The sequence below is a fragment of the Paenibacillus silviterrae genome, from assembly GCF_030167925.1.
GTDB lineage: Bacteria > Bacillota > Bacilli > Paenibacillales > NBRC-103111 > Paenibacillus_G > Paenibacillus_G silviterrae.
This window is the reverse complement of record NZ_JASKUT010000001.1, coordinates 351,538-365,351: the sequence shown is the minus strand read 5'-3', so window position 1 is coordinate 365,351 and position 13,814 is coordinate 351,538. Positions and strand designations below refer to the sequence as shown.

The window sequence follows — 13,814 nt, the reverse complement described above, 5'->3', positions numbered from 1 at the left end:
TTGCAGCCGCATCGTACTGATTTAACCTGCTTGATTTTGAGGTGATGGATCCGTTTTTTCCAGTCCCCTTGCTTGAACGCCAAATAACCCACCGTTGTGTTGAACGGTGGGTTATGGAGCTTGCCAAAATACCCTTTACTTATTATACAAGCGATAGATGAGTGCCGCCGCTTCCGCGCGAGTCGTGTTTGCCAGCGGTTGTACCTGCTGACGGTCATCTCCTTGAACCAGTCCTGCCTTCGCCATGACGGCCAGGTCGGACACAGCGTAAGAAGCTACAGCTGCGTGATCGACAAAGCTGTTGATTGCCGCGTCGGCATTGGCGGAGGAATCAAGCTTCCCTGCAGCTCTAAGTGCACGCGCCGCCATTATGATCATATCTTGACGTGTAATCGAAGCATTCGGCTCGAAGCGGTTGTTCTCCCGGCCGTTCACGATGCCGAGCTGCTTTGCCGCTGAAACTGCCTGGAAATAGTAATCGTCAGGTGTTACATCGGCGAAGCTTGAACCTTCGGAAGCCGTCAGTCCCAGAGCCTTAATCAGTAGTATCGTGAAATCCGCTCTAGTGATGTTTTTCTCCGGCGTGTAAGTATGCTCTGAAGTACCCTGGATAACCCCTTTGGAAGCCAAAACTTCAATCGCCTTGCGCCCCCACTCCACGTTGCTCAGATCGCCGAACGATTTCTTGACATAGGCGACTGCGTACGTGCTGAAGTGCGTGGTAGTGAAGGTCACCTTACCGGTTATCGCATCATATTTACCGCTTGGTACCGGATGCTGCTTACCGGCATGATCGATATACCATACCGTAATGAATTCCGAATTCGCCAGCTCCTGGGCAGTTGGCTGATAGGGAATGGCTACCGTAACTGGAGCCATCGGATTGTTATAGGCAACCGGCTGTCCTTCGGCTTCCAGGCTGAGTGAAACGACCGGTCTGGCGCCGATTTCGCCCTGTACTCCGGAAGGAAGACTTGAGCTTTCTACCGGGGTGATTCGAAGCACTACCTCTTGAGCTCCGACTTTTGTGTTGCTTAGCATGTTGCCTGGCAGCACAACCCCTGCTACCTCTGTCGATACAGCCAGCTTCTGCCCGCCGCCTGCGGTTGACAGAACAGGTGTCGGTACGGACACCCCGTATGCCTTGGCTCCCTCTACTTTAGGAACATCGATGGCTACGGTCTTCTCACCTTTGTCATTTGCCTTGGATTGCTTAAATGCCTCATCCAGCTTCGCAAGGTCAAGCGCGCCTACAGCTACGCTGCCCGTAAGAACCGGGGATACGGTCAAGCCTGTTCCGCCCTGGCTCGGTACGAAGCCGCCGCCACCCGCAGGTGCCGCGGGTACTGCCGGAGTTGCCGGTGAATCAGACTCATCCCCTCCAACCGGTTCCGGGGCAGCCGGCTTTAAGAAGGTCAGGAAATCCCCTCGTTGAATGCTGCCGCTGGCATCCCGTGTGAACGGAATGACCGGAGTTAAACTCACAAAGTTAGCGTCGGTCAGCTTCACTCCGAGGCTGTTCACGGATTCCTTGCCATTGAACAAATAGTTGCTTGCAGAATTCAGGTTTGCCGGATAGTTATCCTTGGCGGTGTAGTCCTTCTGATAGGAAACAAAATCGTTCAGCTTGAAATTCGTCGGTATATGGGAATACGTAACGAAGTTCAAGTTGCCTTTGGCATTGTTAAACGCAATGTTATTGTAGGCAATGACGCCAGGGTTACTATTGCTCGCAAACCCGTATGCACCGTTACCGAACGCAATACTATTCCGGATGATATGCGGCACATGAATTCCTTCGCCGCCGAGCTTGAACCCGTTCTTATCCCCGGCTCCAACAGTACCGTTAGTTAATGTTCCGTTGTTATAGGCAATGCTGTCCTCAATAAGGACGACTCCAATGGCGCCTGTTCCCGCCTTCGTGTACAAATCCCAGCCATCGTCGATGTTATTGTGCGCGATGGTTCCGCGGAAGACGTTCCCTTCCCCGACCGTCAGCTTGGCGGCAAAGCCGTCGGCATTGTTATCGGACGGGTCGCGGTTATCGAAGGAGGTGCTGTTCAGAATCAGGTTGTAGGCCGGCCATTCGGCGCGAGTGGCCGATTCGTCCGTGCGGCTGATCTGCAAGCCGGTATCACCGTTCTCATAGAAGCGGCTGTTTTCTACGATGTTGTAGCTGCCGCCAACGGTAAAGCCTTTGGTGTTGCCGGCCGAGCGTGTTACATCGATTCCCTGCACGTGCCAGTAATTGCCGCTGAGTACGACACCCTCCGATTTTTTGTCAAAATCGAGGATTGGTCTGGCGTCCGGCGCTGCAACCAAAGACTTCTTCGCCTGGGCAGTGCCGTCGTTATACTTCTTGATCTCCAGCTTACTGCTGCGAATATATCTTCCGTCTTGCAGGATGATTCGCTGACCGGGTCTCACGAAATCAATCGCCGTATCCAAATCCAGCGGACTGCCCTGTGTTCCTGTTCCCGTGCTTGAACCCGTCGGTGATACATAAATGTCTCCGTCAGGCACATAGGTTTTCATCGTAACCGTAAAGTTCTTGATGATCTTATCGTAGGAGGTCAGCTCCTGCGTATCTGCCGGCAGCAGCGTTATGCTGAAGTTCGTGCTGCTGTCAGCTGCCAGGGTTGCCGGAATTGAGGCCAGCTGCCCTGCGACAACAGGCACGTCCTGTGCAATTACGTTATTCCCCTGCTTCACGGTAACCGTACCGTCCACATTGGATTTCAGCTTCAAGGAATAGTTGCTGCTCGAGGTCTTAGCCAGCGATACAATATTATAATTTGGCGTTACCGGCAGCTTCGGAGCTTCCACCTTAGGAGCATCCGCCTCCGCCGCGGTCACCTGGAGCTTGATATTGCTTACTTCAATGGTGGCCAGCCGCGCTGCATAAAAGCCCACATACATCTTATCGTTCTGTGTTTTGAGAATGTCCGGCTCATAGTATAGAACCTCTTGACCTTGATTCAGCTTGCCGGTAAAGCCTGTATTCGTCTTGGCCAGCGTGAGCCTATACGGCGCAGCAGGATGCGTATTCTGCGCTTCCGGCTTGACGCTGCTTAAGAATTGATTCTGGATGCCTTGGCTGCCCGAGCCATCGGATGACTCCACACCGGTACGGACAAACATCTGGGTACCGTTCGGCTTTGTCGTTCCTCCGCTGTAACCGCCCACAGCCGCAATGTTGGAAGCAAATACGGCGGAGTCCCCGGACTTCCCAATCGCATCGCGCGCCATAATCCCGAACGATTCCTGCCCGTCATGCGGTGTCTTGGCATAAGCCTTCACTTGAATATCGGCGGAAAGGACAAAATTATCCTTCAGCGCGTCCAGCTCCACATAATAGAACGAAATGCCGTCGTGGTCGCCGGTCACTTTACCGCCGCCCTCCAGCGCTACAACTTCTACAACGCCGGGACTTTTTACACTGACTGTATTGTTGGTGCTTGACGTGGACTGACCGAAACGAATGGTCTTCCATTCGTAGGTAACGGGCTCCCGTACTACGGTCTTCAACACCGTACCTGAGAGACCTGCAGCCTTGGGTACAATTCGTACTTCGTAGGTTCCTGCCTGAGCGCTGTTGAACTGAGAGTCGTCCACCGTGTAGTCCGCATCCGATAACGGCTCGCGATCTCCGCTGTCGTACACCTTCGATACGGCTAACCCTGCCGGGCTGAATGCTTCGCCGACCGTATAGGTCGTCTTCGGATACTGAGCTACCTCAATCCCGACAAGCTCTCTAGCCTTAACGGTGACCGTAAGCGGAGCGGTTGTGCCCTTGTGTGCAAGGAGCAGCTGCTTCGTTCCTGCCGTCGTCGTATCCAATGGACTTACCGTGTATTCCTGCTGTGTCAGCCGTACCGAGGCGCCGTCGCTATACTTGGCATAGACGACCAGCCCTGCAAGATCCAAAGGATCACCCAAATAATACAGCGTCTTCTGGGGAGCTTGTCTAACTTCAAGACCAAGGAGCGCCGCATCCTTTACATTCACATCAAATGCAGCCTTTGTAGTTGGTGTATCTGTCGATATCACCGTCACTTGCTTGACTCCCGGCGTGTCAAACGTATATGTGGCCCCGCTTACCGTCGCCCCCGGAATGGAGAAGGCATATTGGTCAGGAGCAAGCTCCTTCCGGCTGAAGCCATGATTATATTCTCCAATGACCACCAGGCCTTCGGGATCGAACGGATCGCCCGGATAATAGGTCGTCTTGGCTGGCGTATAAGGAATTTCCAGCGCAGTGACCTGCATCGGAATGATTTGGAAGGCGATCGGCGCCGTTATGCCGTTGAAATGCAATACGGCTTGATTGGTTCCCACCTTACTGCTGTCAAAGCCCGTCAGAAGATATTCCGATGAAGAAAGCCACTCCGACCGGCCGTCGGCATAGAGCGCCTTAACCTTCAAACCGTTCAGCTCCAGATTCTCGCTGACAAAGTAGGTGGTCTTCATAGAAGAGCTGTCCACTAGAAGCTGCGTAGGAGCTCTGCCGTCTACATGAAGGGAAATTTGGTTGAAAGTAACATCGGCATCCCGAGCAACATACAGACCCGCGTAGTTACCTCCAGTCATCAAATTCGGTAAAACGACCGTCTCACTCTTCCCGTTCACGGTAAGAACGTAGACATCACCGTTCTTGCGGATTCGAAGGTCGTATTCCTCGCTCCCCGCCGGAGCATTTACCCCGCTGTAGGCCTCCAGCTTATTCTGAGTACCCAGCTTGTAGAAGCCCTTCATCGCCAGATCAAGCGCACCGACCGCCGCGTAGTTGGAGGTGCTGACATTGATCTGGTCCTTAATCATAAGTCCGAAGGACTTTTGGTTAGGACTGCTCTTGCTGCTATCGCTGTTAAAGGTATTCACCTTAGCCTTCGCCCGAAGCTCGAAGCTGGCATTGGCCGGAACTTCCTTGTAATAATAGGAAATACCCTCATTGCTTGAGTCGATCTTCCCGCCGGATGCCGTCAGCTTCACACTGCCGCCGCCTGATACGACCGGCGCCGGATTTTTCGTACCGCTCGTATCGGAGCCGAAGGCGCTGTACTGCCAATCGCCCAGGTTCACCTTGGGCTGAACGTGCAGCTTTACGTTGGTGAACGTGACCTTAGTATTACGCGCTGTGTACAGACCGGCATAGGCCATTGTCCCTGTAATATTGTCCAGCACTCGAATGTCGCTTCCGATTCTTACAATGTACTGACTGCCTTGCTTTCGTATGCTGAGCTCGTATGTTTTGTCCTTCCCCGGAGCCGGTACCGATGGGAAGTCCAGCCCCGCCTTCACCTGCGCATTGCTCTGATGGTAGAAGGCCGTCATCTTCTGATCCAAAGCCCCCACCGCAACATAGTCACCAAAATAAACGGCATACGTTACGTCGGTTACCGTAAAGCTGCGATTCACCGCAACCTGATCACGGAGCATGACGCCGAATGAGACCTGGTTATTAGCGGTCCAGGAATCCACATTTGCCGTTGCCGACAGTTCATAATCCCCATCTTCCGGAACGGCTTGGTAATAATAAGCGATTCCCTCCGATGTGCTGGCTATCTTGCCGACGTTATTGGAGCTTCTAAGTACGACCGAATCGTTAGTACCCTCTGTAATTTCAAAGTTCGTTGCATTGATCTTGTCCTGACCGCCCACGTCTCCGTACACGGAGCCCTGCCATGCGCTGCCCGGGGCAATCGTAATCATGGCCTGCTCCGCACCTGCCGCGGCAGGTAAGACAGAGGTCACGAGCAAGATCAAGGACATCATCCAGGCCAATACCCGCTGCTGCATTTTCACGGTGCTTTGTCCCCTCTTCCTCTTCGTATGATTTTCTTTGATTAAATCGCTTACATAATCGAATTATATAAATCGCCCCTGCATTACAACAATAATCATGAACTCAGGTTGTACGCTACAACCCTTGATTCTACTGGGTTTTCAGCGTATTGGTTAAAATCAAGCTATTCCTGTTATTGGAATTACAGTTAGCAAAAAAAAATACGCCCGGAAACGACCCCGGACGTATACTTGCTGCTTTATTCATTTACAGCCGCCATGGCGGAGGCCAAGGAAAGCGCGCCTGAAGCGACATCATCTATAGTCCTGGAAAACATGTCAAGCATCAGCATAAACAAATCAATGAGCTCCAGCATATCCTCACGTCTTAACGTTTGCCCGCCAGGCGCCGCATAAACATACCGGTAATAGACTTCATCATCCGACTTGATGCTGAAGTGTCCGATAGCCAGTTGGCAGTTGATCGCAAGCAGCAGCTTCTCTACGCTGCTTCTCGTCCCTTCCTTCCAGTTTACCGGAACGGTCGTATAGATCTGCAGCAGACGTATACTCTCAAGTTCATCGTCAGTAAAAGGCACAAAGCTAAAATTAACGTATCGATCCCGACCCTTATGGTCCTTAAGCATCGGAGCCAGCAGCACGTTTAACGGTACTTCCTCGCTTTTTTCCAACAAATCCGACTGAAGTCCGGCCTCCTCCAAATATTGCTTCAAAAAGCCAAGCTCCGCCAAATGGCGCGCATGTATTGATTCATTCAAGGTGTCGGCCTCCTATTCTCTCTTCTTCATTCCGCTCACTAGATACTCCCGCTGTTTGGTCACATTGCCATTCAGTCTATACAATTGAGCGGGACTTATTCCAGTGGAGGCAATAAAATTTTCCACTCTCGTATACTGCTTCTTTATCCCTTCATCTCCAGGAACATATTCCGGCAGCTTCGCGATCATATCCAGAATCAGGTTCGCTTGTTCAACCCTCTTCGCCTGCTTGTTCGCCGACGACTTCTCGGCATTGAACACTGCTTTCGTTACCTTCCATGCTCCCGGCTTGGCCGCCCGGTCACGTCCGAATTGCTTCGCCTTACGGGCGATGCTCATCGAGACGCCGGCCCCGGCCGCAACCGCCTTCAGCGGAATGCCTACCTTCGCGCCCACCCCGCTTAGGGTAGCGATTTCACCGGCAATGTTAACCATTTCAAGCCCCGATTGAATACCTGCGCGGGCCAAGCGCTTCATGTTGATATATTTCATCTCCTTGGCCAGCTCGTATTCCCGAATATCCTGGAGCTCCTGTTCCTCGTCAGCGCTTCGCCCTGCGTTTCCTTCCAAATCGGTTTTCCGTGTGTTCAGCTTATCCTTGTCCGTTCCCGTGGAGGACCATAGGGTTTTCCCCTTCACGCTTAACGAATTTTCTTTCACATAATCGGCCCCGCGGGCTTTGTACTTATCCTTGAATTCCCGTTTCACCTTGGTCATCTTATACGTGGATATAAACGCCTTGATCGAATCGTATACCTTAATCGTGATCGTGATGCCGCTGATGGCAATCCCTATGCCCGGAATCGCCGCGGCCAGTCCGGCACTGCCGATCTTCAGGATATCCAAGATCGCTTTCACGGTTTTCACCGCACCCTGTGCCGCAGACAACCCGTTCTTGACAGCGGACAAGCCTCCCCCTATCGCTTCATCCGCACTAATTCCTTCGCTGCTCGTCGCTTTCTTGAATAGGTCGTAGACGTCCTTGACCGTGAAGAAGGCGCTCTTGATCGCGTCAATCGCTTCTCCAACAGAACCGGACCAGTCACTTACCCCGCCCGCCGCTTTGACGGCATCGCTGCCGGCAAGCGTACCTACATCGTCGATGAAGCCGGAGGTGCCCTCCACACCTTCCTGAACGGCTTTGCCGATATCCAGGGAATTCTCGGTCACATCGGAAATTTTCTCCCCAACCGATTTATTCGAATCCCGGAGCGATCCGACCATCTTCTTCATCGCCACAAGACCGCCTAGACCGGACAGAACGGCATCTGCCGGTGCGCTGGCTACGCCGAGACCGGCTCCTCCCGTCTCGAGCTTATTCTTTAGCTCTTCCTGACCGCCTGCCTCCTCCAGCGCATCGACGGTTTCCTCGATGCTTTCGGACGCGGCTCCAGGTCCGGTCATGAGCAGCTCTCCGCCCTCGGAGATGTTCTCGGTAATGTCATCGAACCGGTCGCTTTCCTCCTCAGGCGCTTGTCCGATCTCGCTCATCTTTTTACCGCCGTTCGACCGCTTCGTCTCCGCCAGTACATTTCGCGCCTTGGACAATCCGCCCTTTTCGCCGATTTTATCCTTGCGGACAAAGCCGGTGTCGCCCCCATACTTGATCAGGGTCCACTGCCCCGTTTCATCGGCAATGCCAAGGTCCTCGAATTCAGCGCGGAAGCCGATCTTCGGGCCTTTCATTTCTTTTTCCTTTACCTTATATGTATCCGTGCTTGTCGAAGGGTCAGTATCCTTCGTATACGCTCTCATATGAGCACCGACTAGCGACTTCATCACGGCCGCTTTCAATTGAAGAGGCATTGACGATTGCCGGGACTTCGGAGCTAAGAAAAGACTAGCCGTGCCGGAAGCCGCTCCGCCAGCAGCCTTCTTGCGCTGCGCGGCTTGGTGAGCCAGCAGCTGCGCCGTTCCTCTGTTCCCGAGAGCCTTTTGCAGAGCTTCCATTCTTTGGGCTACAGCGGATACCGCTTGCGGCCCCCCGGCCGATACACTTCCTCCGAAGCGCTTATCAAGCCCGCCTTTGGCGATATCGGCCGCACGATTAAGCCCGCCCTTTGCTCTTTGTGACATATGATGGGCTCCCCCTCTAGTCATCATCATAAATAGCCATTTTTCCCGACTTTATACCTATCCCCTATAGTTTATCGACATAAAGCGATCTTGTGAAGCTTTTTTTGAATACGGCAAAAACCCCGACGACATTGCGGACGCTTACTCCGATGTCGCCAGGGTTTCCGACAAGAACTCAATTGACATGCTTTACTACATCCAGCTGCTTCCCGGATTGCGCGGATCGATAAATATGCTCGAGTACATGAACGATGCTGCGGGAATAAGTCATGGAGCATTGCGGTTCACTGTTAGTTTCCACCGTTCGCAGCAGATCAAGAAATTGCAGCCGGAACGGGTCCTGCTGTTCACCTACATTCACTCTGCGATACTCACCGCCTTCGCTTAGCCACAGCCCTTGCCCGGTGTTCAGCCTGAGCATTCCATGAGTAAAGATCAGCTCCGTCTCATTCCTTGGCGCTCCGATGTATCCTGACTGTGTGACGGTAGCCGGCACGCCGTGCTCATTCTCCAGGAACATGATGCCGCTGCCCTCCACATCCCCTCTCGCCCCATGATAGCTGAGATTTGCCCGCACTTTGGTTATGGCGCCGCCGCTTAGCCATTGAATCTTATCGATCGAATGTGAGCCCAGATTGGCAATGATGCCGCCGCCCGACTTCGCCTTCTCAAAAAACCAGCCCGGCCGATCGTCGGAGAAGTAGGAGAGGTGCCTCGTATCATTCACCATCACCAGCTGTCCCAAGACTCCGCTGTCGATCAGCTCCTTCGCCTTCCGGTTCTCGGCCATATAATGCTGAGTATGACCCACCAAGACTGCTCTGCTGTGGAGCCGAGCGGCATCGATGATCTCGTCACACTCAGCGGCAGTTAACGCCATAGGCTTCTCCAGAAGCACATGAGCGCCATTTTCCAAACAATATACCGCCGCCTCCTTATGAAGGTGATGCGGAAGAGTAATGACAGCGATATCCGGCTTTTCCCGCTCGATCATCATTTGGTAATCGGTATATGCCTTCATATGAAAATGAGCGGCCAGCGCCTCGGCCCGTAACGGCTGCACATCCGCTATCGCCGCCAGTTGCAGCTGCTCCATACGGGAGGCGGCCATCAGGTGAGACTCAGCGATCTTCCCGCCGCCTACCACAGCCAAACGATATCCCATTCCTCATTCCCCCCTGAATATGAATGGGCTCATCATATAACATGGCAAACCGTTTGGCTATGTACGTTTCTTTTGAAGGACATGCCGATGATTGAAAATCAATAAAATTGTAGAGTTAGTAAAAACAGTGCATATCCCAGCCGTTATTCTCGGTAACCCGTCTTGTTCCTAATACCCGGAAAGATCATGGGGGACGGTGACTATGGCAGAAGCGGATGCGCGGTTACCGGCCAGATCGGTTGCTGTGTAGGTGATCGTATATACTCTTCCGGTTCCGCTGCCTCTTCTTTCCGCCCTGATCTTAAAGGAACGATCGTCGGTGCCCGGCTCAGCCCCCTCCACATCCGCCGACGGATCGTCAGCTTCATTATGTAGAATGCGATCCAGCGCGACACTGCCGACCCCGGATAAGGAATCGTTCGCCTTCACATCGACCCGGATGTCGATAAACTTATGATTGACAGGCCAGAGCAAGGGGCTATCCGTCAGCACCTTAAGCTCCGGCGCACTTTTGTCCACCTTCACCGTCAACGATTTGGCTTCTTCGACGTTCCCTGCCTTGTCGGAGCTCTTGTAGGAAAGGGTGTGAACCCCCTCAGCCGTAATGAGTACAGGCCCTGTATACTTGAACCAGCCGCCTCCGTCCACGCTATACACCGTATCCGCCACACCGGAAAGCTTGTCGCTGGCGGCAAGCGTGATCGTCGGGTTCGTGACATACCAGCCGTTCAACCCGTCCACAGGGCTGGATATGGGTGTCGTTTCCGGTGGAACCAGATCCGCTTGCACCGGCTCCGGGACGAAACGAATCCAGTTCAGACTCGCCACTCCGTGCGTATCCGGCCGTTTGAATACCAGAACCAGCTTCTGCGTTCCGCTGACAGGCGTAATCGGCACCTCCACTGTAGCCCAATTCGTCCATTGGCCGGTGCTGGGTACCGGATAGGTCCCGAGCAAGGGGCCCGTTATGCTATCCTTCCTAAATTCGATCGTTCCACCGGAATACGCGGCTGCGAGCCGGAGGGTCAGCTTGCCGGTGGAAGCCCCGAAATTCACTGCGTCGTAAGCGATCCAGTCCCCATTGCCGATATTGCCGACATGGCTGCCGCCGCCTTCGGGATCCGTCGTCGGATTTACGATGCTGACACCGCTCATCGAGCTGTACGTTTCTCCTTCTATCGTCGTCACAGCTTCTTGAATCGGGTGGAAATCGAACCAATTCACTATGGCGACTCCCAGAGAATCCGGTCGCTTGAACACCATATAAAGATCATGCTTCCCGCTGGCACCTGACAGCGGCACGGTTACGGTCTTCCAGCTGGACCAGCCGCCCGTGCTTGTGATGGCATAGGTTCCGATGACGTCTCCCGAGGGACCGTCGATTCGGAGCTCCATCGTCCCGCCGGTATTCGCGGAGGCAAGACGAATGTCCATGCTGTCCGTTCCCACCCCGAAATCCATTTGCTTGTAGGCCATCCAATCGCCATTGCTTATGCCGGACACGTGGGAACCGCCGTTGCTGTCGGTTGTAGGCGTATACACAGTAACACCGCTCATGCTGCTGAAGCTTTCCGCTTCCACAACCGTCGTGACAGGTGGGCTTCCAAGGACGAATTTTGCTTGCAGCGCCTGCCCCTTGGAGCCTCCGGTATTCACCGTCAGCTGTAAGCTTGGACTCAATCGGTTGACTGTAATTCTTGGATCCTTCGATAGGACCTCGGAAGCGCTTCGGTCCAGAGTAATCGTCACTGTCCCGGAAGCCGGCATGCTTGGATCGGATACGGACAGCTCGAGCTCGCTTCCCCCGTTCTCCTTTACCAGAACTGATGCGCGTCCGGAGCTTGTGATCATATCCACGGTTTGCGTGGTATTCGTCCAGAAATTAGCCCCGATCATACCCAAGCTCTTCTCCTTGACTGCTTGAACGCTGTCAGTGTTGGCAAGCACTATGAAATCGGGATTGCTTGCATAGCTGCTTACCTCGGAGGGAGTCTGATTGGGCAGCAAAGCGTATGCATAGGAACCATTCGCCGGAGTAATGCCATGATCCATGTACAGGCTTAAGAATCGGTTCGTATACGTCGGGTCTCCTGGCTCCAGTACGCCGGAATACTTCGCAATATCCGACCATTTGCCCGACCTTTGCTCCCGCAGCCCTTTGATCGTCGCCCCTCCAGGGAAATAATAGCCGATACCGGACCCCGTCGATTCTCCGTCCAGATGCGCCCAGCGAACCCCGGACATCGATTCCGCCCAGCCTATGGAGGATGGCTTAACCGTACCGTTCACCGTCAGTACATTGCTTCCCTCCTCGTTCAGCTTCCGGTTCTCTACAACCGTCTCAATGGCATTGCTCGGATAGGATGAGGTTATGCCCGCACCTAGAGCAACGATTTCGTCGTCAAATAGGAACCAGGATTTCTTAGCTGTAAGGTCCGCCGTCATATCTGCGTCCACATGCTCATAGGACATTCCTGCAACACTATAGGTATCCGCCAGCGTCGTGCCGCCTACCCAAGCTTGGGTCGACTTCGAATTGGCGGCCATCGTCTTATTCGCTACTACTGTCGTCCCCGGAAGCCTGTAGGAGTTGACAGTGGGCCAGTAGTTCCCGCTAAATTGCCCCAGATCGCCGTTATATAAATAGGTCATACCGGCACCGGTATACCAGCCTTTAATATTCTGGCCGTTAATGGCTTCATAGTTGGCAATGCGGCTGGAAAACAAACTTAAACCGAAGCCGAAGCCGGGGCGATAATGAACCGCTCTGTCCATAGCCGGGAAGATTCTGGACACGGAGGGCTCAGCGGCAGGGACGACACTGGAATCGCTTACAATTTGTTTTGCTATTCGGATAAAGTCGATCGTCTGATCATGGTAGACATTGGTGTAGGTATCGTTCTGCAGCCAATACTTGGCTACCCTTTTGTAAATTCCCGCATCTGCACTTGGAGCCGATTGCGCCATCTTCAGAATGGCCCGGATCAATTGGCTGCCCTGCTCATGATCCTCCCTGCTGTATACGGAGATGTCTCTTCCCCGAACCATATCCATCAGCGCGCCCTTGTAAACGACCGGTATGAAGGAATCATGTACCCACTTATATGCATTGGCCACAGATGGATCCGTAACATCCCAGGCGGAGCCTTTTACCAAATACAGCACTCTGCTTAAATTATCGATCAGACTGAGCCCATAAGAACCCGTATACGCGAACTTTTCATGCTGGATGAAGGAACCGTCTGTATAAAATCCGTCTCCCGAAGTAACGTACTTGAATACCGGACTTAATCCGTTCACGCCGTTCTGTATCGCCGTGCCGTCTTTAGAAATCACCCCTCGCACAATCGTCACCGCGGCGGTCCATACCCGATTGGCTCCCACATCCCTAGGTCCGGCGATAAAGTACTTAATGGCATTCATATAATCGGCAATCGGGGCACTCGGATCTTGGATCAAATCGTCATACATCAAAACGGTAGTATCATTCAAAGCGAGTGGAGTTCCGATCTCCCATTCCCACCAGTTCCCGTATCGGGTTACTGTTGTATTGTAATAATGGTCATGAAGATACTTCAAACCGTCAAGGATACTGATCTTTAAGCCTTCGTTACCGTTCAGTGAGGAGCCGTGCGTTCGGTAAGCAAGCGCCATCTTATTCAAACGCTCATAGGATAACCGGATGTGAGTCGGATTCGTGGATAATGCCGCAAGATCGCTCCATAAGTAAGTCCTATTGGCGAGATCACCGTTCATTGTGCTCCAATTCGTTTGCGCCTTTTCCGTGACGGAAGCTATCGCCGCGGCGAAATCGCTTTCATTCGGATCGTAAGAGGTACCGCCTGTCAGCATGTCGTACCATTTGAGCCGTAAGTCGTCGAACGAGTCTGCAGCTTGAGCGCGCTTCGGGGAGAAGCCCATTCCCACAATGGAAAATAACATCATTGCCGCCATAAACACGCTAAAAAGTTTTCTCCGATTCTTCACTTAGTTCCCCCCTATGGAATTTG

5 protein-coding genes are annotated in these 13,814 nt (G+C 53.1%); all 5 read right to left on the bottom strand.

Going from position 1 to position 13,814, the window contains the following annotated elements:
- Positions 1–135: 135 nt before the first annotated feature.
- A complete protein-coding gene (locus QMO62_RS01555) occupies positions 136–5,799 on the bottom strand; it encodes a right-handed parallel beta-helix repeat-containing protein (protein WP_284644827.1) in 5,664 nt (1,887 codons plus the stop codon).
- A gap of 245 nt (positions 5,800–6,044) precedes the next feature.
- Positions 6,045–6,563: a YbjN domain-containing protein gene (locus tag QMO62_RS01550; protein ID WP_284638203.1), complete on the bottom strand. Its 519-nt coding sequence runs from the start codon at positions 6,561–6,563 to the stop codon at positions 6,045–6,047.
- Between the two features lie 12 nt (positions 6,564–6,575).
- On the bottom strand, positions 6,576–8,639 hold the full coding sequence (locus QMO62_RS01545; RefSeq protein WP_284638201.1) for a hypothetical protein: 2,064 nt from the start codon (positions 8,637–8,639) through the stop codon (positions 6,576–6,578).
- A 175-nt stretch (positions 8,640–8,814) separates the two neighbouring features.
- Positions 8,815–9,804 carry a Gfo/Idh/MocA family protein gene (locus QMO62_RS01540; protein WP_284638199.1) on the bottom strand — a complete coding sequence of 330 codons (990 nt, stop codon included), beginning with the start codon at positions 9,802–9,804 and terminating at the stop codon, positions 8,815–8,817.
- Positions 9,805–9,972: 168 nt separating this feature from the next.
- Positions 9,973–13,758: a polysaccharide lyase family 8 super-sandwich domain-containing protein gene (locus QMO62_RS01535; RefSeq protein ID WP_284638197.1), complete on the bottom strand. Its 3,786-nt coding sequence runs from the start codon at positions 13,756–13,758 to the stop codon at positions 9,973–9,975.
- Between the last annotated feature and the right edge of the window lie 56 nt (positions 13,759–13,814).

What these genes read in the sequence shown, in the direction of transcription:
- QMO62_RS01545 (WP_284638201.1), bottom strand. Translation starts at nt 8,639, where the DNA reads ATGTCACAAAGAGCAAAGGGCGGGCTTAATCGTGCGGCCGATATCGCC.
- QMO62_RS01535 (WP_284638197.1), bottom strand. Translation starts at nt 13,758, where the DNA reads ATGGCGGCAATGATGTTATTTTCCATTGTGGGAATGGGCTTCTCCCCG.
- QMO62_RS01540 (WP_284638199.1), bottom strand. Translation starts at nt 9,804, where the DNA reads ATGGGATATCGTTTGGCTGTGGTAGGCGGCGGGAAGATCGCTGAGTCT.
- QMO62_RS01555 (WP_284644827.1), bottom strand. Translation starts at nt 5,799, where the DNA reads ATGCAGCAGCGGGTATTGGCCTGGATGATGTCCTTGATCTTGCTCGTG.